The 26,020-nt window shown below is 36.7% G+C and carries 25 protein-coding genes and 1 pseudogene; 23 read left to right on the top strand and 3 right to left on the bottom strand.

Annotated features, from left to right (window positions below; translation table 11 throughout):
- Positions 1–20: 20 nt before the first annotated feature.
- From JCM19034_RS24885 to JCM19034_RS10395, 18 genes and pseudogenes are all read left to right on the top strand, one after another.
- On the top strand, positions 21–380 hold the full coding sequence (locus tag JCM19034_RS24885) for a hypothetical protein (protein ID WP_370621888.1): 360 nt from the start codon (positions 21–23) through the stop codon (positions 378–380).
- 172 nt (positions 381–552) lie between these two features.
- Positions 553–1,122 carry an RNA polymerase sigma factor gene (locus tag JCM19034_RS10465; RefSeq protein WP_062049533.1) on the top strand — a complete coding sequence of 190 codons (570 nt, stop codon included), beginning with the start codon at positions 553–555 and terminating at the stop codon, positions 1,120–1,122.
- Positions 1,097–1,897 (top strand): hypothetical protein, encoded by an 801-nt coding sequence (locus tag JCM19034_RS10460; protein ID WP_062049531.1) that lies wholly within the window; start codon positions 1,097–1,099, stop codon positions 1,895–1,897. Before JCM19034_RS10465 ends, JCM19034_RS10460 begins: the two co-directional genes overlap by 26 nt.
- Complete coding sequence (locus tag JCM19034_RS10455; RefSeq protein WP_062049529.1) at positions 1,881–2,759, top strand: ABC transporter ATP-binding protein; 879 nt, start codon at positions 1,881–1,883, stop codon at positions 2,757–2,759. Before JCM19034_RS10460 ends, JCM19034_RS10455 begins: the two co-directional genes overlap by 17 nt.
- Positions 2,752–3,891 (top strand): hypothetical protein, encoded by a 1,140-nt coding sequence (locus tag JCM19034_RS10450; RefSeq protein ID WP_062049528.1) that lies wholly within the window; start codon positions 2,752–2,754, stop codon positions 3,889–3,891. The genes JCM19034_RS10455 and JCM19034_RS10450 overlap by 8 nt, the downstream gene beginning before the upstream one ends.
- 529 nt (positions 3,892–4,420) lie before the next feature.
- Entirely contained in the window at positions 4,421–5,428 is a 1,008-nt protein-coding gene (locus JCM19034_RS10445; protein ID WP_062049526.1) for a substrate-binding domain-containing protein, read from the top strand.
- A 522-nt stretch (positions 5,429–5,950) separates the two neighbouring features.
- Positions 5,951–7,312: an ABC transporter substrate-binding protein gene (locus JCM19034_RS10440; protein WP_062049524.1), complete on the top strand. Its 1,362-nt coding sequence runs from the start codon at positions 5,951–5,953 to the stop codon at positions 7,310–7,312.
- A gap of 121 nt (positions 7,313–7,433) precedes the next feature.
- Entirely contained in the window at positions 7,434–10,361 is a 2,928-nt protein-coding gene (locus JCM19034_RS10435) for an extracellular solute-binding protein (RefSeq protein ID WP_231686909.1), read from the top strand.
- 72 nt (positions 10,362–10,433) lie between these two features.
- Positions 10,434–11,346 (top strand): annotated as a pseudogene (locus JCM19034_RS10430) (carbohydrate ABC transporter permease).
- A gap of 3 nt (positions 11,347–11,349) precedes the next feature.
- Positions 11,350–12,225 carry a carbohydrate ABC transporter permease gene (locus tag JCM19034_RS10425; protein ID WP_062049522.1) on the top strand — a complete coding sequence of 292 codons (876 nt, stop codon included), beginning with the start codon at positions 11,350–11,352 and terminating at the stop codon, positions 12,223–12,225.
- An 11-nt stretch (positions 12,226–12,236) separates the two neighbouring features.
- A complete protein-coding gene (locus JCM19034_RS10420; protein ID WP_062049520.1) occupies positions 12,237–13,334 on the top strand; it encodes an NHL repeat-containing protein in 1,098 nt (365 codons plus the stop codon).
- Between the two features lie 47 nt (positions 13,335–13,381).
- Complete coding sequence (locus tag JCM19034_RS10415; RefSeq protein ID WP_062049518.1) at positions 13,382–13,705, top strand: M48 family metallopeptidase; 324 nt, start codon at positions 13,382–13,384, stop codon at positions 13,703–13,705.
- The gene (locus JCM19034_RS10410; protein WP_370621887.1) at positions 13,692–14,315 is read left to right on the top strand and encodes a Yip1 family protein; all 624 of its coding nucleotides are present in this window, start codon (positions 13,692–13,694) and stop codon (positions 14,313–14,315) included. Before JCM19034_RS10415 ends, JCM19034_RS10410 begins: the two co-directional genes overlap by 14 nt.
- Positions 14,316–14,335: 20 nt before the next feature.
- On the top strand, positions 14,336–16,966 hold the full coding sequence (locus tag JCM19034_RS10405; RefSeq protein WP_062049516.1) for a DUF5696 domain-containing protein: 2,631 nt from the start codon (positions 14,336–14,338) through the stop codon (positions 16,964–16,966).
- 3 nt (positions 16,967–16,969) lie between these two features.
- Complete coding sequence (locus JCM19034_RS24880; RefSeq protein ID WP_370621886.1) at positions 16,970–17,476, top strand: carbohydrate ABC transporter permease; 507 nt, start codon at positions 16,970–16,972, stop codon at positions 17,474–17,476.
- Positions 17,473–17,868 (top strand): carbohydrate ABC transporter permease, encoded by a 396-nt coding sequence (locus JCM19034_RS24875; RefSeq protein ID WP_370621885.1) that lies wholly within the window; start codon positions 17,473–17,475, stop codon positions 17,866–17,868. The genes JCM19034_RS24880 and JCM19034_RS24875 overlap by 4 nt, the downstream gene beginning before the upstream one ends.
- A 24-nt stretch (positions 17,869–17,892) precedes the next feature.
- On the top strand, positions 17,893–18,117 hold the full coding sequence (locus tag JCM19034_RS24870; protein WP_370621884.1) for a hypothetical protein: 225 nt from the start codon (positions 17,893–17,895) through the stop codon (positions 18,115–18,117).
- Positions 18,118–18,143: 26 nt separating this feature from the next.
- The gene (locus JCM19034_RS10395) at positions 18,144–18,884 is read left to right on the top strand and encodes a carbohydrate ABC transporter permease (RefSeq protein WP_370621883.1); all 741 of its coding nucleotides are present in this window, start codon (positions 18,144–18,146) and stop codon (positions 18,882–18,884) included.
- Positions 18,885–19,058: 174 nt separating this feature from the next.
- On the opposite strand, the gene JCM19034_RS10390 is transcribed toward JCM19034_RS10395, so the two are convergent.
- From JCM19034_RS10390 to JCM19034_RS24860, 3 genes are read right to left on the bottom strand one after another with little or no spacing between them, the layout of a single operon-like run.
- Positions 19,059–19,589: a YesL family protein gene (locus JCM19034_RS10390; protein ID WP_062049514.1), complete on the bottom strand. Its 531-nt coding sequence runs from the start codon at positions 19,587–19,589 to the stop codon at positions 19,059–19,061.
- Between the two features lie 59 nt (positions 19,590–19,648).
- The gene (locus JCM19034_RS24865) at positions 19,649–20,269 is read right to left on the bottom strand and encodes an AraC family transcriptional regulator (protein WP_370621895.1); all 621 of its coding nucleotides are present in this window, start codon (positions 20,267–20,269) and stop codon (positions 19,649–19,651) included.
- A 20-nt stretch (positions 20,270–20,289) separates the two neighbouring features.
- Complete coding sequence (locus tag JCM19034_RS24860; RefSeq protein ID WP_062049509.1) at positions 20,290–20,472, bottom strand: AraC family ligand binding domain-containing protein; 183 nt, start codon at positions 20,470–20,472, stop codon at positions 20,290–20,292.
- A 147-nt stretch (positions 20,473–20,619) separates the two neighbouring features.
- Between JCM19034_RS24860 and JCM19034_RS10375 the strand changes: the two genes are divergently transcribed.
- The 5 genes from JCM19034_RS10375 to JCM19034_RS10360 all read left to right on the top strand — a co-directional run bounded on the left by JCM19034_RS10375 (position 20,620) and on the right by JCM19034_RS10360 (position 25,892).
- Positions 20,620–22,077: a protein adenylyltransferase SelO gene (locus JCM19034_RS10375; protein WP_062049507.1), complete on the top strand. Its 1,458-nt coding sequence runs from the start codon at positions 20,620–20,622 to the stop codon at positions 22,075–22,077.
- A 647-nt stretch (positions 22,078–22,724) separates the two neighbouring features.
- Positions 22,725–22,850 (top strand): hypothetical protein, encoded by a 126-nt coding sequence (locus tag JCM19034_RS24070; RefSeq protein ID WP_269431688.1) that lies wholly within the window; start codon positions 22,725–22,727, stop codon positions 22,848–22,850.
- Between the two features lie 2 nt (positions 22,851–22,852).
- Complete coding sequence (locus tag JCM19034_RS10370) at positions 22,853–24,004, top strand: ABC transporter substrate-binding protein (RefSeq protein ID WP_062049505.1); 1,152 nt, start codon at positions 22,853–22,855, stop codon at positions 24,002–24,004.
- Between the two features lie 112 nt (positions 24,005–24,116).
- On the top strand, positions 24,117–25,037 hold the full coding sequence (locus JCM19034_RS10365) for a carbohydrate ABC transporter permease (RefSeq protein WP_082393989.1): 921 nt from the start codon (positions 24,117–24,119) through the stop codon (positions 25,035–25,037).
- A gap of 75 nt (positions 25,038–25,112) precedes the next feature.
- Positions 25,113–25,892 (top strand): carbohydrate ABC transporter permease, encoded by a 780-nt coding sequence (locus JCM19034_RS10360; RefSeq protein WP_082393987.1) that lies wholly within the window; start codon positions 25,113–25,115, stop codon positions 25,890–25,892.
- Positions 25,893–26,020: the final 128 nt, after the last annotated feature.

Raw genomic sequence — 26,020 nt, 5'->3', positions numbered from 1 at the left:
AAAGCTGGAGATCACGCGGGATGATCGCTTTGCAAAGTCATTTTGGTACAGTAGGAGTACAGCGACTAGAAGGCGGTGACTATCAAGTTGTTATGTGCGTCAATCAAGGTGACGGAAGTGACAAGCTACTAGGGAAAATACCATATGAAAAGGATACGGTTTATTTAAAAATTGCTTTTGATTTTACCGATAGCCGAGACATAGCAACATTCTTCTATTCAGAAGACGGTCAAGAGTGGTTGTCAATCGGAGAACCATTAAAAATGAAATATACGTTAGATCATTTTATGGGTTATCGTGTAGGAATTTTTAATTACCCAACGGAGCAGGTTGGTGGATTTGTAGATGTTGATTATTTTTGTTATGAAAAAGCGGAATAAAAAAAAAGAAAGCGTCTTTTCTTAGTACGTAAAGAAAAAAACATAATGAAACACTTGAATTTCCAATATTAGAGTATATCAAAAGGTTTTTTTGATATACTCTAATTTTTTTAGTGTTTTTTAAACCCTTTTTATCAGCAGTTTCGTTATGATCAGTAGAGGTGGTGAGAGAATGCCAACAGATTTAGAATTAATTGATGAAATTCATAATGGTAGTCAAGCAGCGATGGAAGTGTTAGTGAAAAGGTATTATAAGTTTATTTTTTCGTACATCTATCGAAAAATAGGTGACTACCATCTCGCGTATGATATGACGCAAGAAGTATTTATAAAAATGATGAAATCAATCAATCGCTTTCATGGAAGTGGAGAGTTCAAGCATTGGTTACTAAAAATTGCCGTTAACCATTGTCGTGACTATTACCGTAGCAGTGCTTATAAGAAAAAGGTAGGAGAAGAAGAGCTTGCAAATCAGTTACCGGATGAGAATGAATCGGTTAGTGATCTGATTAGTAAGAAAGCAGATAGTGAACGAGTAAAGGAAGCTATTTCTCAACTACCTACTTATCAACGCGAGGCGATCATTTTACGGTTTTATCACGAGTTAAAGATAAAGGAAATTTCTGATGTGACGAATAGTAACGAAGATACGGTGAAATCGAGAGTGAAGCAAGGAGTAGTGAAGTTAAAGAAATGGCTCAAAGGAGGCGATGAAGATGAAGAAAAACGAAACTATACATGAGTTTGAGACAATAGAAGACGAATTAGATTGTTATATCGTTAAATTTCCAGATGATGACCTGATAGAGTCAACTGTTGATTCATTGAGACAGTATGTTCCTAATCGGGAAAAAGAAATAATATCGACAAAAGAGCGGCTGAGAGAATTAGTAATACGAGTGAGCAAGGATTTTACTTTTATTCATAAAGGATTTTGGATAGTAAGTTGTTTATTACTCTTGACTGGTTATTATATAGCGAACGTGAGTGTAGCAAATCCACTCTTCATATTAGTTCTATTTGCCCCGTTGCCTTTTGCACTTGGATTATTGGAAGTGTTTCGTGGTAGAGATAAAGGGATGCTTGAGATGGAGATGGCTTGTAAGCATTCTGTCTATGAAGTGGTACTCTCAAAACTTTTGATTATCTCTATTTACAATATCGTATTAATTGGTGTATTGACAGTTTTATTGATGCCGAATCTTTCCCATTATTCTCTTTGGGAGGTTTCGTTAATTTGGATGACACCTTTCACATGGTTTGTAGCGAGTGCTTTATTCCTTAGCATTCATTTCCGTGGAGTTGTGTTTAGCTCCTTATTTACCGGTTTGTGGGTCTTATTTAGCACGTTTTTACTCTCTCAACATAGATGGGCAGAGGCTTTGGTTCATTTAAACGTCGCTCTTCATGTTGTCTTACTATTGGTAGGGTTAGCTCTTTGCTTATTACAGCTAAAGCGGATGGCAAGAAAGTTTTCATCTTTTGAGGAGGTAGGAACAAGTGGAATTAGTTATTGATAAAGTGGAGAAGAAGTATAAGGATACATGGGCCGTGGAGTCCTTTTCGGCAGAACTAACAGAAGGAGTGTATGCGTTGTTAGGTCCCAATGGATCCGGAAAGACAACGCTTATGAGAATGATTGCAGATGTTTTAAAGCCAACCTCTGGCCGAATTTTATTAAATGGAACGGATATTTCATTGTTGGATGAAAAATACCGTGATGTATTAGGCTATTTGCCGCAGGAATTTGGGTTGTATACACATTTTACGGCAGAAAGATTCTTAAACTATTTTGCTAGCTTAAAAGGACTCGATAATCAGCAGACAAAAGAGAAAGTATCAGAAGTATTAAAGCTCGTTCATTTAGAGGATAGTCGGAAAAAGAAGATAAAGACGTTTTCTGGTGGGATGAAACGACGTCTCGGGATTGCCCAAGCGATGCTAAATGATCCGCTAATTTTAGTCGTCGATGAGCCTACGGCAGGGCTTGATCCGAAAGAGCGTATTCGATTTCGAAATTTATTGTCAGACATTTCCGATGAACGAATCGTACTATTATCAACTCATATCGTTTCTGATATTGAGTCTATCGCAAAAGAAGTATTTATTATGGAGAAAGGAAAGCTAAAGGAGAAAAGTAATCTCGATCGTTTATTAGTCGGAATGGAAGGAAAGGTATGGAAAGTGCTCATAGACCAAGACGAACTAGACAACGTGCAAAGGCTCTATAAGGTCGGAAATATTCAACGAAAAGAGCATAAAATTGAAGTTCGGGTGATTAGTGATCAACAGCCGTATCCATATGCAGAGGAGATCCCTCCTACGTTAGAAGATGTTTATTTGTATCATTTCTATGAGGAGGGATTAGAGGATGTATAAGCATGAATGCTTTAAAATATTTACACGTAAAAGTATTTATATTGTGTTTATACTTGTACTTGCTCTTATCGTTTATGCAGAGAGAATGCCTATTGAATTTGTCATGACAGGTGACGTATATGAGGACTTATATGAAGAGCTTGGCGGACCGGTGACTGAAGAGAAGGAGTTGTTCGTTCGTGAGCAAATGAGAGCATCAGATGCAGGGGAATCAGTTGCTTATACAGAAGAGGACAGAATAGCTGGTCACGTTCATTTCTTAGTTTCACTTGCAGGAATGAATTTGCAAGAAAATCTTGAACGTCAGAATGAATTGAATGAACAATTGGATAAGTTAAGTATAGGTAGCTATGACTATAAGTTAGCTAAAAAGGAACTTGCGATGCTAGAAGAAGTGGAGAGCTCCTATGGCTTTTATATTGTGCAGGCGTGGCATGGTTTGTTTCATTTTATTGAGCCGTTCTTTACGGTTATATTATTATCTCTATTATTGCTGATTGGCTTGTCGCCAATCTTTGCAGATGAATTTACGCAAAAAACAACAGGTCTCATTTTTGCAACGAAAAACGGGAAACGAAAATTGGTAACGGCTAAGCTCATGGCAGCAATCACTTATATTGTTACTATATTTCTGACATTACATGCTTTTAATTTGATTATACAGCTTATGAAATACGGTGGGTTACAAGGGTGGAATGCACCGATGCAAAGCTTGAATAACTTATATTCGAATTATTCAAGTTCTCCGTTTGCATGGGAGGTTTGGCAATTTTATGCTGCGATGTTAAGTGTTCAATTTTTCGGAAGTATTGCTTTGGCAATCCTAGTTCTGCTAGTCTCGATATTAGCGAAAAATGCCTTTGTTACATTCTTTTTATCAGGGATGATTTTAGGAATTCCTTACGTGTTAAATCAATTTGGTTCGGAAATTCAGTGGGTACAATATATTTCGTCATTTAGTTATATGGAGACGATTCGAATAGAGAGGTTGTTTGCTACATTTAATGCTTATAACGTGTTTGGTCAACCGATTTTGTATCCTGTTCTACAAATAATCTTGTATACGATTCTTTCTGTTTGTTTTATTTGGCTCATTTATCGTGTGTTTCATAAACATCAAGTAAATAATTGATAGATTGGATGTACTGGTTAGTCGTTTTCAGCCAGTACTTTTTTATTTGTTAGAACGCAAAAGGGAGATAATCCGAAAAGTTGAATTTAACGTGACAATTAAAAACGTAATTAGGAATAGTACAGGGTGAGAAATAGTATCATAAATGGATAAAAGATAAAGTAGGCAAAGAAGTGAGAGGCCAATTAAGATAAAATCTAGTGCGAGTAATAACACGGTCTTCCGACTATTAGTAGTATAAGGATCTGGCATGGTTTTATCCCCTTTTTCCATATTAGGTATATATTAACATAAAATTGAATAGGAGGATAGTAATTAAATTCTTTAAATTTGTACTAAGGCTAGCAATTTCGCTCATAATTAATAATTGACAAAAGTGTGGTGCTTAGCTAATGTTAAGTCAACGATAAGTCTAGTATTGCAGCAAAGAAGAAATTTTAATGGAATGTAAAACGTATATACTATTTTGTAAGCGTTTTATAATGCTGTATCACAAGTTAAACGTAACAAAGGTGTTGGAGGTTTTGATTTGAAAAACAATGTGACGCTGAAAGATATTGCAGAAAAGATTGGTGTTAGCAGTGTGACTGTATCAAAAGCAATAAATAATAGAGGGGGTGTTAGTGAGGAATTAAAAAAGAAAATAAAAAAAATAGCTAATGATTTAGGATATCAAAATAATACTGTTGGTAAGTCAACGGAAGAAGGCTTATCATATAACATCGGTGTGATCATTCCTGAACGATTTATTGGCGATGATCAATCCCCTTTCTACTTAAAATTTCATCAATATATTACTAGGAAATTAGAAGAATACAATTATTATAGTATACTCCAAATTTTGAGTAACGAAGATGAACAATACTTAAACTTGCCACGAACATATGTGGAGAATAAAGTCGACGGTTTCATCATTTTGGGACAAATAAAGAAAAGTTATATTGAACTATTACATTCTGAAGGGATTCCGAAAGTATTCCTTGATTTTTATACAGACCTGTCGCAAGTGGATACAGTTGTAACCGATAACTTTTATGGAATGTATGAGATGACCAATTTTCTTATTCAGAATGGGCACAAAAAAATCGCATTTATTGGAAATATCCATACTACTAGTAGTATTCAAGACCGTTTTTTAGGCTATTATAAATCATTATTAGAACATAACATTCCTTTGGATAGAAAACTGATTATTCCTGATCGAGATGAAGAGGGCAAGTATATAGAGCTTGACGTTCCCAACCCGTTACCGACTGCTTTCGTTTGCAATTGTGATCAAATTGGCTTTAATTTCATTAATAAACTATCAATGATAGGTTATAAAGTACCTGAAGACTGCTCAGTCGTAGGATTTGATAATGATGTCTACTCAACTATATCGAAACCACCAATGACAACGACGAAAGTCAATATTGAAGACATGTCTAATGCGGCTGTTGAACTTATTATCGACAAGCTAATGAAAAATGGGAAAAGTTCTGTTAGAAAACTAATTAAGGGCACGATCATTCATCGGGAATCAGTAAAAAAGATATAAGTGTGAATCGTTCATCTGTTTGAAAGAGGGGCCATGAGGTAGGTCCCTCTTTATTATTCATAAAAATAGACTGATAGAGACAGTAGTCGTGTCTAAGATGAATGTTAGAATGAAGAAATAATCTAGTATTAATCCATGTTTATAACGCATTAATCTATATACTTAAAAGAAAACTAATTATAAGATAATGATTAAGTAATGTAAGCGTATTCTTTTTCTTAATTTAATTGGTGTTTTTATATAAAAAGCACTGAGGTTGGACAATTTTCGCTGTGTACAATATTTATCATGTACAAAGAAAAGGACCTATAGTGGCTTATAGGATGGAAATGAAAAATTAGATTAGACCAAGTTATCCATTAGTTTATATAATACGTCTCATCTACATAAAGTTGTCACTATCTTTATAATGATCGAAATAATGAAATGAGCGAGGGGGTGGTGAATAACTTAAGGGGATCTTTGATCTTAGTGAATGTAACAGGAAACATGATTTTAACACTAATACGAGGGGGTTGTTTTATGAAAAAGTTTAAATTATCAATGCTCTTATGTGTCCTTTTAATTATGTTTGTCGGATTAATTGCCTGCAGTAGTGATGGTGCACCGGCAACAACCGATGAAACAGATCCTGATGAAACAGAAGTTGATAATGAAGAAGATGGAAATAGTGAAGAAGAAGGTAACGAAGATGAAGCAGTGGAACAAAATGAAGCTGTTGATCTTGATGGTCGAGTAATTCGTATCGCCAATCACTGGGATATGACACCACCAGGTGGAACTGAGTTAAGAGATATGATCGTTGATCGGCACGCTGAGGTCGAAGAGAAGTACAATATTAAAATTGAATATGTTGAAGTAACATACGATGAGAAAGTAAGTACGTTAACAAATTCTATATTGGCGAATGATCCGTTTGCAGATTTAGTTAGCCTTTCTAGTGCTCAAGCTGCATCATTAGTCAAGGAAGATTATTTAATCCCAGTAAACGATTTTGCTGACTTAAATGATATTGCCGTTCCTGAAATACCTCAAGAGCTAGGAACGATTGATGATCAATTTTATATGATTGGAAGTACTGTAAACATCAGTGGTGGTTTATTCTACAACAAAACGATGTTCGAACAAGCCGGCTTACCTGATCCTCAAGAATTACAGGAAAGTGGTGAATGGACATGGGATGCAATGCTTGAAGCAGCACAAGAATTAACATCAGGTGAACAATATGGAATGAGTGCAGATCATAACGCATTACCTTTATTTTTAATCGCATCAAACGATGAAGATATTTTAGATATTCCGAATTTAGAGGTGCAAATTGATTCGCAGAAATCGATGGAAGCACTTGAATTTATGGCAGCTCTTTATAACGAACATCGTGTAATAAAGCCAAATGAAGGCGACAATTACGAAGATCCTAAGCGTTACTTTGCAGAAGGGCTTACAGGAATGGTAATAGGTTATAGTTGGGAAATGGAAGGGCGTGCGGATCTTCCTTTTGACTGGGGCTATGTTTATTTTCCAAAAGGTCCACAAGCTGACGATTATACAGTACCAGTTAATAGTTATGAAGGTTTAACGATTCCAATAGGTGTTGAAGATCCTGAAATTGTATATCAAATTTGGGAGGATTTACAAGTTTGGGAGATTTTAGAGGATGAACGTAATGAGTGGTTTGAACTGATTTCTCCAAATCTAGAAACGTATAACACATTAATTGACATGCAGGATAATGTTCGTCCGAATTACTGGCCAGCATATGGACTAGAGGACGCATTTTATGAAATGAATGAGAATATTGCAGAGGGGATTGAATCTCCTTCACAAGCTGTTGCTAAGGTAAAAGGTGAAGCTCAATCTTTAGTAGAGGAATTTATGAAATAAACTTTAGATTTGTAGCACTTTTGCAAGAGAATATATAAAACAATGAACCCTTGATACGAATGGTTGATACAGGGGGTTCAACTATTTAATAAGATTTGAAACGAGTAGGAGGGGGCTTGATTTGTTGCTTCAACATGTATTGAAATTATCGATCTATATCAGTTTAGCGCTTCTTTTGATCGTTTTTAATGTTCTACCATTGTTTGGCTATCAGAACGTATATGCAGAGTCCGGCTTAAATGGCGAAGAAACAGTGGTCGAGCTGGAGAGAAGCGATATAACTATACGTGATGATCTCTACTCCAATTATATTGAGCGCTACCAAGGTTTTCCTCGTCCTAACAAGGAGATTATTATACATGCTGAAGATTATACAAAGATAGATGGCATGGATATTGAGGTTGTAGAAATTGATCAAGGTGCTGCAGTGAAAACAGATGAGGTAGGCATGATTGAATGGGAAGTAGATGTTCCGGAAGAAGGATTATATAACATCGCTATCCGCTATTTCCCTATTGAAGGTAAAAGTTCATCTATTGAACGTGAATTATTTATTAATGGAAAGCTTCCATTTCAAGGGGCTGCAACATTAACTTTTCCACGTACATGGACGAACGAATTAGATGAAATTGAACAAGATAACCGTGGAAATGATCTCAGGCCAAGACAAGTGGAGCAGCCAATCTGGCAAGAAGCTGATTTAAGAGATTCAGAAGGCTACTATACAGAACCCTACCTATTTTATTTTTCTAAAGGTATCAATACATTGAGCTTCATTTCGTCTCGGGAGCCGATGTTAATTGATCAAATTAAACTTTATCAGATTGAAGAAATACCTGAATATAAGGAAGTTAAGCAACATTATGATGAGATGGGATATGTAGAGGCGAACGGACAAATGATTAAAGTACAAGGTGAACATGCAACTTTAAAATCAGATCCAACGCTTTATGCGATTAATGATCGGAGTAGTCCGGCAACAGAGCCTTATGATGTATCTAAAATACGAATGAATACAATAGGCGGGTATAATTGGCGTTGGCCGGGTCAATGGATTACGTGGGAGATTGATGTTCCAGAAGATGGTTTATATAAAATAGGTGTGAAAAATCGACAAAACATGCTACGGGGAATTTATTCAACAAGAACCATCATGATTAATGACGATATTCCGTTTCAAGAAATGGAACAAGTGTCTTTTTACTATGATAATAATTGGAAAATGGATGTGCTTGGAGATGAGGAGCCGTATTTGTTTTATTTAACTGAGGGAACTCATGAACTAAAAATGGAAGTGACACTTGGAAGTATGGCTCCATTGCTACGAACTGTTGAGGCGAGTGTTCTTGAATTGAATGAAATATATCGAAAAATAATCATGATCACAGGTACAGTTCCAGATCCATATCGGGACTATGAACTAGAAAAGAATATTCCCGAGATGACAGAGGTTTTCGCAAGACAAAGTCAAACTCTAACGGAAATTGCCGACGAATTAGCTGAATTAACAGGAGAAACGAGTGATCAAACAGCCATTTTAAATACAATGGCTTATCAGCTTAATGATTTTGTTCAAAGACCAGAAACGATTCAACGACGACTTGATTCATACAAAATAAATGTTGGTGGTCTTGGTACTTGGATATTAACTGTTCGTGAACAACCACTGGAAATTGACTATCTCATTATTGCTTCCCCTGAGCAGGAAATGCCTGAAGCAGATGCTCCTTTTTATAGGAAAATTGCACATGAAATAGGTGCTTTTACTCACTCTTTCTTTGAGGATTACAACAGTATTGGGAATGTGACGGAGGATGATGAGGATGATGCGATTACAGTTTGGATTGGAACGGGCCGTGACCAAGCACAGGTTTTAAAGGCATTGATTGATGAATCGTTCACTCCGGAAACAGGGATTCATGTCAATTTACAGCTAGTTCAGATGGCGAATTTACTACCAGCAACGCTTGCTAACCAAGGGCCTGATGTCGCAATGCAGGTTGGTAACGAGATTCCTGTTAATTATGCGATGAGAAATGCAGTAGTTGATTTAACCCAATTTTCAGATTTCGCGGAGGTAGAGCCTAGATTTCGAGAAAGTGCTGTTTTACCTTATCGATTTAATGATGGTGTCTTTGGCTTACCTGAACAACAAATGTTTAGCATGCTATTTTATCGAAAGGATATTTTGGAAGAACTAGAGATTGAGATTCCACAAACATGGCAGGATGTTTTAGAAATGATCCCAGTTTTGCAGAAAAATCATATGGATTTAGCACTGCCTTTACTACAAGACCCTGAGAATCCTGGTGATGTGCAGAACTTAATTCCAAATCAAACGTTTACAATGATGCTCTACCAGGAAGATGGGCAATTGTATCAAGACGGTGCGAAGAGAAGTGCTCTTGATTCTGATATTTCAATGAGTGTATTTAATCGCTGGAGTAGTCTCTATACGAATTATAAACTGCCTTTAAAGTTCGACTTTCCGAACCGATTCAGGACAGGGGAAATGCCAATCGGCATTGATGATTATACATTTTATAATCACCTCTCAGTGTCTGCACCGGAAATTAGGGGGTTATGGGAGTTCGCCCCGATTCCTGGAACGGAACAACCTGATGGTTCCATTCGCCGTGATGTTGGTAGTACTGGAACAGCGGCGATCATCATGGAAAAGGCCGAAAATAAAGATGCAAGTTGGGAATTTTTGAAATGGTGGACTAGTAAAGAAATCCAAGTTCGCTTCGGTAGAGAAATGGAAGGATTGATGGGTGCAGCAGCTCGTTACCCTACAGCTAATATTGAAGCATTACAAGAGTTGCCATGGCCTGTTAGAGATTACGAAAGATTAGAGGAGCAGTGGCAATGGGTTCAAGGTGTGCCTGAAGTTCCGGGCGGCTATTTTACAGGAAGACATTTAGATAATGCATTCAGGGAAGTAGTAAACAATGGAACGAATCCTCGTGAAGCTTTAAGTGACTATATTATTTATATTAACGATGAAATTAGAATAAAGCGTACAGAGTTTGACCTGCCGCTGGAATAGGAGGGGTTACATATTTTAAAGGGTGAAAAACATTCAGAGAATTTAGCGGTTGAGAAGTCAGGACAACTCGTTATTGAAAAACCAAAAAGGTTGGATCGATTAAAAAGAAATCTAAAGGTTCATAAGCATTCTTACATCTTAATGGCACCTTATTTTCTCTTATTCTTTCTATTTACCATTTTACCTGTACTGATTTCAATCGTTGTAAGCTTTACCTATTTTAATATGTTGGAATTTCCACGTTGGGTCGGTTGGCAAAATTACGCAAGACTCTTTTTAGAGGATGATGTCTTTTTAATTGCATTAAAAAATACAATGCTTTTTGCTGCTGTTACCGGTCCAATTAGTTATGTAGCTTGCTTTGTATTTGCATGGTTAATTAATGAATTTAATTCAAAGTTGAGGGCGTTTCTTACGTTTAATCTTTTTTGCTCCTTCTATATCAGGTAACATCTTCTTTATTTGGTTAATAATCTTCTCAGGGGACAGCTATGGTTATGCTAACGGCTTTCTCATGAAAATAGGAATGATCTATGAACCAATTCAATGGTTACAGGACCCAACTTACATTCTTGCGATTGTGATGCTCGTTCAATTATGGCTCAGCCTTGGAACTAGTTTTCTAGCGTTCATTGCTGGCTTGCAAAATGTTGATCGCACGATGTATGAGGCAGGTGCAATTGATGGGATACGGAATCGCTGGCAAGAGCTATGGTTTTTAACACTGCCAGCTATGCGGCCACAATTAATGTTTGGAGCTGTTATTCAAATTACAATGACGTTTGCGGTTGCGGATGTATCGATGGCTTTAGCTGGATTTCCAAGTGTTCAATATGCAGGTCATACGATTGTTACCCATTTAATTGATTACGGTACTATTCGCTTTGAAATGGGATATGCTTCAGCTATCGCAACTGTTTTATTCATCATTATGATGACGACAAATTTGATTACACAAAAGCTCCTGAGAAAGGTGGGGGAATAGTCAATGGCGTTGACCTTAAGATTGAAATACAAAAAAAAGAAAAAGTTGAATCGATCATGGTGGGGGACGCTTGGACTATTTGCTTTTATCGGGCTTTTTGGTGCATTTATGGCATTGCCACTTATTTATACGATTAACAATGCATTTAAACCGTTAGATGAGATCTTTCTATTCCCACCAAGATTTTTTGTGAGAAATCCAACCTTTAATAACTTTGTTGATCTTGTTCATTTAATGGCAGACTCTTGGGTGCCGTTCTCGAGATATGTCTTCAATACTTTTTTTATCACGATCGTTGGAACAGCTGGGCATATTATTTTTTCTGCTGCTGCTGCTTATCCATTAGCGAAGCATAAGTTTCCAGGAATAAATATTTTGTTCACGCTTGTTGTTTTATCGTTAATGTTCTCTCCACACGTTACGGCCATTCCAAACTACATGACGATGTCAGTACTTGGGTGGGTGGATAGCTATTGGGCAATAATCGTTCCGTCCTTTGCGTTTCCACTTGGATTGTATTTGATGAAACAGTTCATGGAACAACTTCCTGATAGCCTTTTAGAAGCTGCAAGGATTGATGGGGCAAGTGAATACAGAATCTTCTGGCAAATTGTGATGCCTCTAGTGAAGCCAGCATGGCTCACTTTAATGATTCTTTTATTCCAGCAATTATGGGGCACCGATGGAGGTAATTTTATTTATAGTGAAGAGTTGAAAACGATGAACTATGCAATGGGACAAATCATTCAAGGTGGGATTGCACGTGCGGGGGCTGCTGCTGCTGTGGCATTTATGCTGATGTCTGTTCCGATCGTTGTATTTCTATTTTCGCAGGCTAGTATTATTCAGACAATGTCATCCTCAGGGATGAAGGATTAGGAGGGAGACAATTGAAACGATTCAAAGTGAAATGTGGTTCGCTACTGTTGCTCCTCTTAATCTTGTCTACGATTCTAGCACCACAAGGAGCAGCTGCAAAAGCACCTTATCCTGGCTATAACTACTCTTACTGGGAAAATACAAATCCTTCGGCCATTCCATATTTACCAGGAGATATATTGGATGGGATAGGTGAGGAGTATGGACGTTTACGTTCACCAGAGGATGTTTTTGTTACGAAGGATCATGAAATATATTTGCTAGACTCAGGTAATAATCGAATTCTAGTGTTTGATGAAGAGTTTACATTCCTTCAATCGATTGAGGAGTTTAAAAATGGCTCAGAACTAGATCAGTTCAATCATCCACAAGGGATATTTGTCACCGACGAAGGGTTTATTTATGTCGCAGATACGAATAATCAACGTGTCGTTGAACTGACAAACGAAGGAGAATTTATTAGAGAAATTGGCAAACCTGAATCAGATGTGATACGTGAAGGTTTTGAATACTATCCGGTTAAAATTGCAGTAGATCAAGCACAGAGAATCTATGTAATTGGACGTGGCGTTTATGATGGAATAATCGAATTTGATTCAGATGGCCATTTTACAGGTTTCACGGGTGCAAATCGGGTGACCTTTAACCCAATCGAATATGTATGGAGATTGTTTGCCACGCGTGAACAACGTGCTCAAATGTCACTATTTATCCCAATTGAGTTTAATAATCTTGCGTTGGATGATGAAGGCTTTATTTATACAACCAATTCAGAACGTAATACGAATACTCCAATCCAACGATTAAATCCAACGGGAGAGGACGTGCTAAGAAAACAAGGGTATCACGATCCCATTGGGGATTTGGAAATCGCACATATTGGTAATTATGCTGGTAGTTCAACGTTTATTGACATTGATGTGAATGATTATGGGGTGTATAGTGCTTTAGATCTGAATAGAGGGCGTGTATTCACTTATGATGAGGATGGGAATTTATTATATGTTTTTGGTCAACTTGGTGAGCAGCGAGGGACGTTTCGTAATCCAGTAGCACTAGCACGAATAGGAGAGGATTTTCTTATTCTCGATAAAGGTTCAATCGATTAACACGTTTTGAACCTACAGAATTTGGCAGTCTAGTCAATCAGGCTGTTATGCATTATTACAACGGGAACGATCAGGAATCAGCTAACTATTGGCACGAGGTGTTAAAGTTAAACACCAATTACGAAGTCGCATATGTCGGAATTGGAAAAGCGTTGTTAATGGAAGGGAAAAATAGAGAAGCGATGGCTTATTTTGAAAATGGAAATAGCCGTCAATACTACTCCAAAGCTTTTAAACGATATCGCCAAGAAGTGTTGCGTGAGCATTTTGGAACGGTAATGACTGGGGTATTAGTACTTTCCTTATTGCTCATTGGATTCCGAGCATATCGGAGGTATAGGAGAGGAGGAGAACGTTTTGCTGCGAAATGAAATGATTCGATATCCATTTTACCTTTGCATTCATCCGTTTAAGGGATATTGGGATGTGAAGTATGAAGGTAAGGGTCGACTGAACATCGCTTTAGCTATTCTTCTCATGTTAACTGTTGTCATTATTATGAAACGTCAGTATGCAGGATTTATAGTTAACTTTAATAACCCAAATCAATTAAATAGTCTCGATGAGCTACTGTTCATCGTATTACCATTTTTCATTTGGTGTGTAGCCAATTGGTCGATATCGACGCTAATGGATGGAGAGGGGAAATTTAAAGAAATTATCATTGTTACAGCTTATGCACTAGTACCAATGATTCTTATCTATCTATTTACAACGATTATGAGCCAGTTTATTACGTTAGAGGAAGCTGTATTTTATTTCTTTTTAGATGGGGTAGCAACTCTTTGGTTTATTTATTTGCTGTTTGTAGGAATTATGACCGTACATCAATACACTGCAACAAAAACGATTATGACGATCTTTTTAACGGTGATGGTTATGGGAATTATGATTTTTCTAGGTTTACTTTCTTTTAGTTTATTTCAACAGATTTATGCTTTTGTTGAGACCATTTTTAAAGAGCTCGCATATCGAACCTAAAGGTGGAGAGGAGGACTGACATGATTAGCAGCTGTAAACGAGGTTTCTACTATTTACTTATCATTGCGATCATCCTTCCACTTGTTTTGGAGCAAAAAATTGTAGTTGCTGTGGAAAATGAAGAATCAGCTGAGTTCTTAGAGGAAGATACCGAAATAGATCTACCGGAAATCGATGAATCGACAGTTGAGACAGAATTGGAAGTAGAGGAAGTCGAGCTTAGTGAACGGGATGATTTCACTGAAAAGGATATAGAAGCTCACTTAGAAAAGATGCAATTGATATCAGAAAATGACACTTTAGAATTGTATTTTCACAGTACAACGGCGGAAGTAGCAGTTAAAGTTAAAAATAGTAGTCAGGTTTGGTTCTCTAACCCAGTTGATCGTCAAACAGATACGGTGGCATCTGGTGAAAACGAAACCATTCTTCATTCACAGTTATCATTAACGTATTATCATCCAACTGGGCAAACGAGTCGGATGCATAGTAATGAAAGTGTTAGAAATGGGCAATTTGAATTCGAAACAATCGAAAACGGTATCAAAGTAATCTATACATTGGGAGACACTTCTAAAGGAATCGAAATGATCCCTGAACGTATTAGTAGAGAACGATTTGAAACATTAATTTTAAATAAAATTGAAGATGAAGATACGAAAGTCGATCTACTAAGTCGTTTTCAATACATTGAGGAAGAGGATTATTATGAACGACGTGAGGTTTCATTCGATTCAAAAATTGTTTTAAATCGGACGATTGAGCTATTTGAGGAAATTGGTTATACGGAAGAAGATGTAGCGATTGATAATGCAGGTGGAAATGAGTTGACAGAAGAGGGATATGGAAAACCTAATTTTGTTATTCCGATTCAATACGCATTAGAGGGAGAACAATTAATCGTTACAGTGATAGGTGAAGAAATTGAACAAAATGAATCCTTTCCTATTAGTGAAGTAAAAGTACTAGAATTTTTTGGAGCTGCAAATGAATTTAGAGAAGGATATATCTTTGTTCCTGATGGTTCAGGTTCACTCATTCATTTAAATAATGAAAAAGTTAATTTTCAGCCTTACCTTGATAAAGTATATGGAGATGATAATGCTACATTAGTCAGACAACAAATGGAAGTTAGTGAAAAGATTCGTTTGCCGGTATTTGGTATGAAACAAGATGATCAAGCATTTATCGCCATCATTGAACAAGGAGATGCGGTCGCTTCAATTGGAGCAGATGTGGCTGGAAGAATAAATTCCTACAATACGGTGAACAGCCGCTTCAATTTGAGGGAAGGTGCACAAGTCACGCTAACAGGTGGCGAAAGAGCTAGCACAATTACAATGTTTCAACAAGATGGCTATCAAGATCATATGAGTATACGTTATCAGTTTTTAGAAGGTGAAAAGGCAAGCTATTCGGGGATGGCTGAGTTTTATCGAAATTATTTACTAGAAAATGCTCATTTGACTCCACTAGAACCAACAGAGGAGCTCCCATTTTATTTAGAGCTAGTTGGTTCGATTGTGAAAAGAAAAACATTTCTTGGTGTGCCTTACCAATCGGTTGAAAGTGTCACAACTTTTAAAGAAGCAGAAGAAATAGTAACTGAGCTGTATGATGCCGGAGTTCATAATATTAAACTAAGATATTCAGGCTGGTTTAATGGTGGCTTGAAGCATAAGGCACCAAAAAGCGTGAAGGTTGATTCACAAATAGGTGGAACAAAAGGGCTAGAGGAGTTTCATTCCTTTTTGCAGGGCAAACAAATTGAACTTTATCCAGATGTCACGTTCTTACATGTAGAGCGTAATTCGTTTACATTCAATCCTTCTCGAGAAGCAGCAAGATATGTTAATCGTCAACCAGCTATTAGATATCCATTTAATCCAGCTAGTTTTAGAAGGGATCGGAACAAATTACCTTATTATGTTCTATCACCTGCAAGGCTGCCCGATTATGTGGAAGGCTTTTCTAATGACTTTGCTAAATTTAATATTGAAGGTCTGTCATTACGAGATATGGGCGACGAATTGAATTCAGACTTCCGTGATAGGAACGTCATTAATCGTGAACAAGCGAAAAGAATTGTTCAGGAACAATTAAGTGTATTGGATAATCAATTTAACGATTTGCTAATAGAAGGAGGCAATTTTATTGCACTCCAACATGCCAATCACATCGTACACGCACCTATATATAGTAGTGGATTTAATATTACAGATGAAACTGTTCCTTTCTATCAAATGGTTATCCATGGTTCAATTGATTACGCTGGGATGCCTGTTAATTTAAGTGCGAACCAAGCGATTCATGATCAAATGTTGAAAGCACTTGAAACAGGTTCAAATGTATACTTCCAATGGTTTTATCAAGATTCATCCATTGTTAAAGAAACGGAATTCGATGATCTTTTCTCGATGAATTATCAAGTCTGGTTTGATGATGCTGTTGAAATGTATCAGGAAGTGAATCAAATATTAAATGAGGTTCGTACAGAAGTGATTACCACACATGAAAAAGTGGCTGAGGGTGTCTATCAAACGTCCTATAGTAATGATATAAGCATTCTTGTAAATTATAATGACGATACGGTTTCAGTAAATGGTGAAGTTATTGAAGCAGGAAGCTACGCAGTCATTCGAGGGGGATAGCAAATGTTTCAGAAAAGTAAGATGACCCTTGAGCAGAAAAAGGGGAACTGGGGTTGGCTATTTATTGCCCCTTGGCTCATAGGCTTTATCACCTTATTTGCTGTTCCTTTATTTCAGTCACTCAGATATAGCTTGAGTGAATTGAGCTTAACACCTTCAGGCATATCATTGGATTTTATTGGGGTATCAAACTATCAACAAGCATTAACTTACCATGTCGACTACAATCGTACCTTGATTGAGGCATTGTTAGATATGCTGGTGAATGTTCCGTTAATCGTTATTTTTAGTCTATTAGTCGCAACTTTACTTAATCAGAAGTTTAAAGGAAGAATGGTAGCTAGAGCTATATTCTTTTTGCCCGTTATATTAGCTTCTGGAGTGATAGCATCCATTGAAAGTGGGGATTTTCTGCAAAGTATGATGCAGCAAGGAGGACCAAGTAACCTTGAAGATACGGGTGGTATGAGGAGCTCACAGCTGGAAAGAATGCTGATAGGATCTGGATGAATGAGGTTATTATTAGCTACTTAACGGGAGCTGTTGATCGGATCTATGATATTATTAGTGCTTCAGGCGTACAAATTATTATTTTTCTAGCTGGTTTGCAGGCTATTCCTTCTCATTTATATGAGGTATCAAATATTGAAGGAGCGACACCTTATGAAGCTTTTTGGAAAATAACGTTTCCGATGATTAGTCCGCTCATTTTAACAAATGTGATCTATTCAGTCATCGATTCATTTACAGGTAATGATATGACGACGTTAATACAGCAGACAGCTTTTCAACAATTCAATTTTGGTTTAAGTGCTGCAATGTCTTGGATTTACTTTCTAATAATTGCAGTAACGTTAGCGATCGTAACGTATTTTATTTCCAAGAAAGTGTTTTATCAATGATGGCGTTAACAAGGAGGGGTAAATTTGCCTATTCCAACAAGTAAAGTAACTGTAATCAGCAAAGAGCGGATGAATGTAAGCTTTGAAAAGCTAAAGAATATGGCAATGATTTTATTTAGATCTATTCTTATCATTGGCTTATCGTTTGTTATTTTATATCCAATAATTATAAAAGTTTCTATTGCTTTTAAACATAAGTCGGATTTATATGATCCTACGGTTGTATTTATTCCAAAAACTTTACGTTAGAGAACTTCCAATATGTCATCGAGACGATGAATTATTTTCAAACGATGTTAAATTCATTTGTGTTATCTAGTGGAACAATGTTGTTAACAACCATTTCATGTGCATTAGCAGGGTATGGATTTGCTCGATTTAAATTTAGAGGCAGAAATGTTTTGTTTGCTCTTGTCATTTTAACGATTCTTGTACCACCGCAAACGATTATGGTACCAACGTATCTTCAATATCGAAACTTTGATATTTTAGGAATCATTGCATTGTTTAACGATGGGAATGGGGTCAATTTATTAGGTAGTTATTGGCCGTTTTTTATTTCTTCTATTACTGGGATGGGTTTGAAAGCAGGCTTGTTTATCTTTATTTTTCGTCAGTTTTTCAAAGGGTTTCCTAAAGAAATTGAAGAAGCAGCCCTTGTTGATGGGGCTGGAGTTATAAGGACGTTTTACAAAATTATGTTGCCGAATGCTGTACCAGCAATTATTACGGTCATGTTATTTGCGTTTGTTTGGCAATGGAACGACATTTTCTTCACAACGATGTTCCTTGATAACGCAAATGTCATGTCAGCTAAATTACAATCTGTTGGCTCCAATATCGCTCACCGGTTAACATCTTCAGGTGAAGCAGGAGCAGGTAGTGTAGATCCATCTTATTTATCAATGCTTGTTAATACAGGTGTATTACTTTCGATGCTGCCGTTAATTATATTGTACATTTTCGTTCAACGGCATTTTGTTGAAAGTGTTGAGCGGACAGGGGTAGTAGGATAAAGGTAGAAAAATGAATATGGTTGAAAGTGGACTCGATAACCGAGCCCACTTTTTTTGAAGTTTCTTCAAGTATTGATTTGTGTCGTTTTTTTACCTGATCAACAATAGATCTATACCTTTCCGACTTTTTCAAAGGTTCGGTAACAAAGACGAAAAATCACATAACTGCCAATACTAAAGATAACGAATAATAATGCTGGTAAGTATAGCACTGAAACAATCATCGCTACAATGATAAACAAGCAAAGCAACGTTGTTGGAAAATACATAAATAGAAAACAAAAAGGCATGTTTAATGTGTCCCCAAAACGATAATTTGAAATGCACCATCACTGGAATGATAAAAGCAGTATTAAAAGCAACAAGTAATCCGATAACGAACAATAAGGATGTCATGAGCAAATTGGTAGTTGACTCAAATTCAGCAATGATAGCTAGATCAATATAAAAGATCACGAAAATAATTAGCCACAATACGCCATATATGAAACTATGCTTAAAGTTCATTTTGAAATGTTGGAAAAATGGTTGAATAACTCCACTGTCTTTTCCTTGAACCCAGTCTCTTAGTACACCATACATTGCAGCAGTAGCAGGGAATAAAGTAATGATCGGAAAAGAAAACAGTAACCAAACTAGGTTCAATAAAAAGAAATTCGTGATTTTTTCAAGAAAGTGGTAAAATTTACTGTTTACAATATTCACAAGGACACCTCTTGTCATCTCTTATTGTAAGCGGTACCATAAAATATCAAAATAAAGATTTATAACGATACTCTTTTGGTGCTACTTTTTTTAATTTTTTTAAAAGTTCTTGAAAATAAAAATGGGTCTTGATAACCGACTGCTTTCGCAATATTACCGATTGAAAGGTCACTTTGCTTTAACAAAGTGCATGACTTATTGATACGAAGCTGGATCAAATATTCTTGAATGCTACAATGAATGTTTTTCTTGAAGATGGAGCATAGATAGCTACGATCAAGTCCAATGAAATCAGCAATTTCTGATATCGTAATTTTGTTCATATAGTTGTGTTCAATAAAATCAACCACTTTTCTAACATAATCTGCTTGATTACTCGTTTTTTTATGGTGATTTTTTTTCTGAGTATGTGTATTCGTTTGAATTAGGATAGATAATAATGTATAGAGTTGGCCAATTCGTTTTAACTCAGTAGCCTCATTATTTTCATTTTCACTAATTAGTTCAATAAATTGTTGAAGCAGCAGATGGTCTTTTTCGTAAGTGAAGATTGGATTACTCACACTTAAATTGGCAAGACGGAGAAATAATTCTGCATGTGCTCCGTGGAAGCCGACCCAATAATAATGCCAAGGGTCATGACTGTCTGCTTTATAGTATGAAACAACTTTCGGACAAATTAGAAAACCATTACCTTGTTCTACGTGATACGTTTTACCATCAACAATGAATATACCTTCCCGGAAAAAACATAGTGGATTAAGTAATCCTCTCTAACGTTAGGACCTTGAAAATGATCAGGATAGCATAGCTCTGAGCCATATTGATTCAAATATAAATCATTGTATGGAATGCTATTAGAAACATACTTGAGAATTTGCATCGCATCCCCCCCTTAAAGCTAATAATCATTTGTAAGCATTATATCATAGTAAAGTTGGAAAGATGACGTATAATTTTAACTGGGAATGTTCAATGACGGGCAATCTATTATTGCAGACAAAATAAAATGAAGTTGAAAGGAGTCGTTATGACTAACGAACATGGATGGAACCTAGATAACAGCTATACAAACTTACCAAGTCCATTTTATTCAAAACAAAAGCCAACACCAGTCAAATCCCCTGAATTAGTCATCGTAAATGAACGCCTAGCTGAAGCATTAGGATTAGAGGCTGGCGAATTAAGAGGGGAAGATGCTGTACAAATATTTGCAGGGAATCAGCTACCGCCGGGGTCTAACCCCATTGCACAGGCGTATGCGGGGCATCAATTTGGACATTTTACAATGCTAGGAGATGGCCGAGCCGTTTTATTAGGAGAACAAATTCCCCCAAACGGTGAAAAAGTAGATGTTCAATTAAAAGGAGCGGGGCGGACACCCTATTCACGTGGTGGGGACGGGCGTGCTGCTCTCGGTCCGATGTTGCGTGAATATATTATAAGTGAAGCGATGTATGCTTTAGGGATTCCGACAAGTCGCAGTTTAGCGGTTGTGAAGACAGGTGAAGTGGTATACCGCGAAACGGAACTAGATGGAGCGATTTTAACAAGAATTGCCGCGAGTCATATTCGTGTAGGGACATTTCAATATATAGCTGAATTCGGGGAGAGAAATGAGCTTCAAGCTTTAGCCGATTATACAATTAATCGACACTATGCTTATATTGCTGACGATCAACGCTATTTGCACTTTTTGGAAGAGGTGATAAAACGGCAAGCTAGTTTAGTCGCAAAATGGCAGTTAGTTGGCTTTATACACGGAGTTATGAATACCGACAATATGACAATAAGCGGTGAGACAATCGATTATGGGCCATGTGCATTCATGGATCAGTATGATCCTGCCACTGTATTTAGTTCAATTGATCGTCAAGGACGTTATGCGTACGGCAATCAACCATATATTGTAGCGTGGGATTTAGCGAGGCTTGCAGAAGCGTTGTTACCATTGCTTCATGAAGAACAAGAGCAGGCCGTTAAGATAGCTGAAGACGCCATAGCTACATTTTCAGAAAGGTTCCAAGAGGAATGGCTAACAGGGATGAGATTAAAGCTTGGGTTAGCAGATGAAGAGGATCGTGATAAAGAGCTCATTGAAAGCCTTTTGAAAATGATGGACACTCATGATGCTGATTATACGAATACGTTTAGGTCATTAACTTTGAATCAGGTAGAAGGGGAGGCTTTGTTTGAAGCGAAAACGTTTCAGGCATGGTATAAGCTATGGCAAGAACGATTAGATAGACAAGGTCATTCAAGGGAAGATGTCCAAGAGCGAATGATGAAGTCAAATCCAGCGATTATTCCTAGAAATCACCTTGTAGAAGAAGCTTTATCAGCGGCTGTTGAGAATGGCGATTATGATGTGATGAAACAGCTTCTTGACGTATTAGCAAAACCATATGATTATACATTTCAATCCCCAAAATATTGTCAACCACAATCACCATCAGAGATTCCATATCAAACGTTTTGTGGAACGTAATTAAAGACAAAAATAAAATATCTTCTTAGGCTGCCATCTTACCAAATTCAATTGGTGTGAGGTAGCCTTATTTTTTTGGATACGTTACTATTTGAATTTATCTCTGAGTAGAAGAAGTATTTTATCAAAAAAATGATTTATGGACAAATAGATCATTTCCTTCGCATATGAATTAATTGAATTATTGATAGGTTACGTATTGTAAGCTTTCTAATCCTTTTCTTAGAAACTTAATCGGAAATGTAAGTAGTTTTCGCTCATGACATATTCGTGTAAGGAATATTCATTAACTTTAATCCTGTACGAACGACTATGAGCTTTTTAGTATAAAAATCGGGGGAAACATTTAATAAATACGTTTCTCTAAAACATAGTAATGGTGAAAAAAATATGGAAATAGAGGATTTAAGTTTATCGTTTAACTACGATGAACTAAACAATTATATCTTTAAAAAAATTAAGATTAAACAATATATACAATCATTAACAAAGTTATAATAACTTAATAATAATGTTTACATTACTTAATTATAACCGTATTTTTATAATTATTATTAGTTTAAAAATAATAAAAAAGCGTTTACATTTAACTAAGTCGGTGTTATCATCTTAAACAAATAAATAAAACAAAGATTAGGAGGCAAGTTATGAATAATATGGGGAAGCTTAAACAAATAAGTGTAACGATTACGAGTGCTCTTTTAATTGTAGTTTTAGCTGCTTGTGGTGGGGGGAATGAAGAAGGCTCAGAAATGGGGGAAATGTTGATTTAACTGTGTGGCTATGGCCAGGGTTTGGTTTACAAGAATTAGCAAGTGAGTATGAAGATAATAATCCTGGGGTAACAATTAATATACAAGAAGCAGATTATGGAGATGTACATCAGAATTTAATTACAGCACTTGCAGCTGGTTCTGGTGCTCCTGATATTACAGGTATTGATCAAGGTTATATAGATAGAATGCATGAGAATGCACAACATTTTCATAATCTCTATGATTTTGGAGCGGAAGAAATTAGGGATGACTATCTTGAATGGAAATGGGGTCAAGCAACTAATCCAGAAGATGATTTCTTGATTGGTGTTCCAACCGATGTAGGTCCAATGGTTATGGCTTATCGAATGGATCTATTTGAAGAAGCAGGTTTGCCAACAGATCCTGATGAAGTGGCCGAATTAATTAACACGTGGGAAGATTACCTTGAAGTAGGAAGACAGTTAAAAGAACAAACAGGTGTCAACATGTTTAATAGAATAGCAGATCTGTATTTAGCCATTATTGAACAAGGACAAGAGCAATATTTTGATACAGATGGTAATTATATTGGAGAAGTAAGTGAACAAAATATTTTAGCGTGGAATCTGGCGTCAAGTGCAACTGACATTTCGGCAAATGTCGAACGAGGTCAAACAGAATGGAGTGCAGCTTTGGCAGCGGGTGACTTTGCAACAGTGTTACTTCCACCTTGGATGATGCAAAATATTAAAAACGATGCACCGGATACAGCTGGTCTATGGAATGTTACATTTATGCCAGAAGGGTCAGGTAACTTTGGCGGGTCATTCTTAGCACTTCCTAAACAAGGAGATCATCCTGAGGAAGCGTATGACTTTATCACATGGGTTATGGCTCCTGAACAGCAATTACGGATTTTTGAAAATAGTGGTCCATTCCCATCAACTCCTGTTGTGTATGATGAGCCTTCTATTCAAGAGCTTACTGATGATTTCTTCACTCGTCCTGATTTAGGTGCTTTGTATGCTGAATCTGCTGAATTAATTGTTGCTGGATACAAAGGGGTAATGCATGATCCGGTAAGTCAATTATTCCAAGATGCATTAACAAACGTTGAAGATGGTAATACAACACCAGAACAAGCATGGGAATCGGCAAACAGTGAGGCGGAACGCCAAGTAAGCCGTTAACACATTTGAATTTTGAAAAAGAGGTTTTGGATGCTAGGTTTGCCTCAGCCTCTTTTTTTTGAAGGAACATATATTTAATAAGTTAGGGGGTTTTTAGGTGTCCAGTGATAAAATGCATGAAGTCAACTATACAAAGGAGAAGCTGGGAAAAGGGAAGTTTAGCCAAAAGGTTGCTGATAGAAGATCAGGTTACTTATTTATTTCACCATTCTTCATTTTATTCGGTATCTTTGGTGTGTTTCCGCTCTTTTTTACCGCATTTCTTTCATTTCACAGATGGGATGTACTTGGCGAAAGGGAATTTATTGGATTTGAAAACTACCTACTTTTGTTTACAAATGACCCCTTATTTTGGAAGTCAGTAGGCAATACATTTAGTATTTGGATCCTATCAACACTTCCGCAATTAATACTAGCTCTTATCATCGCTTTTCTTCTGAACCAAGCGTTTCTAAAAGGAAAGGCATTATTTCGGTTAGGTATTTTTATGCCTAATGTTACGTCAGTTGTTGCTGTAGCAATTGTATTTTCTGCGATATTCGGTACCAACTATGGAATAGTAAATTATGTTTTATCGCTTATTGGTATTGATCCGATCGCTTGGAAGGCCTCATATGTTGGAACTCATATTGCCATTGCTACAATGGTCATGTGGCGATGGGTTGGGTATAATGCAATTATTTACTTGGCGGGCTTACAAAGTATATCTAATGATATATATGAAGCGGCAACAATTGATGGAGCGAATAAAATGCAACAGCTGTTTTTTATTACGATCCCGCTATTAAGGCCGATCATCATTTTTACTGTAATCCAATCAACGATTGGAGGAATGCAAATCTTTGCAGAGCCTATGTTATTTGGAGTCGGAGGAAATTATCAAGGTTTAACGATGACTCTGTATTTATATGAAGAAGCATTTAATCGCTTTTCATTTGGCTATGCTTCAGCAATCGCATGGTTATTGTTCTTCTTTATTATTATTTTCTCATTGATAAACTTAATGGCGACTAGAAAAATAAATTCTGCTTAAAAGGAGGAAGCCTCATTGAAAAAAGAAGTAGGTGGAAATATTCTATCGAAAATCTTGCTTTATTTGTTTCTAGTTATGAGTACATTGATTTCTATATTTCCGTTTTATTGGATGTTTGTTATCGGATCAAATACTACGAATGCGGTTAATAAGTTTCCTCCTGCCGTTCTGCCAGGTGCTAACTTTAAAGAGAATGCTATGCAAGTGTTTGATCGAATTGACTTTTTCCGTGCCTTATTTAACTCCTTTACAATTTCAACGACTGTAACAATATCCGTTTTATTTTTCTGTGCACTTGCAGGATTTGCCTTTGCCAAATTGCAGTTTAAAGGAAGAGATGCGGCTTTTGTTTTACTTTTAGCGACAATGATGGTACCACCACAGCTTTCCCTCATTCCAAATTTTATGATCGTTAGTTCACTAGGATGGGTGGATACGTTACAAGCCGTTATTGTACCGGGAATGGTGACTGCGTTTGGTGTATTTTGGATGCGTCAATATATTTCAACATCAGTACCGTTTGATTTGGTTGAAGCAGCTCGAATTGATGGCTGCAGTAACTTTAGAACATTTTGGAGTATTATTTTACCGACCGTTAAGCCAGGGTTAGCTACTCTTGGTATCTTCACGTTCATGGGAACGTGGAATGACTTTTTATGGCCGTTAGTTGTGTTAAAAGACCGCAGTATGCATACAATCCAAATTGCTTTAAGAACGCTAAATGATGTGTATTATACGGATTATTCTATGATTTTGGCAGGGACATTCATGGCGACAATCCCCATTCTAATTGTATTTCTTATCTTTAATAAGCAATTTATTTCAGGGATTACAGAGGGGGCTGTAAAGAATTAATAGTAAAGAAATCCACTTGAAATAGCAGGTGGGGAAAAGAGCTAAAAGTAGATAGGTATATATGGTTGGAAAATGACATGTAAACATAATCACTTATTCATAAAAGTATCTGAATCTAGAAAGTAAGT

It is taken from the genome of Bacillus sp. JCM 19034 (assembly GCF_001310635.1).
Lineage (GTDB): Bacteria > Bacillota > Bacilli > Bacillales > Bacillaceae_D > Halalkalibacter.
This window is presented reverse-complemented; position numbering and strand designations above follow the sequence as displayed.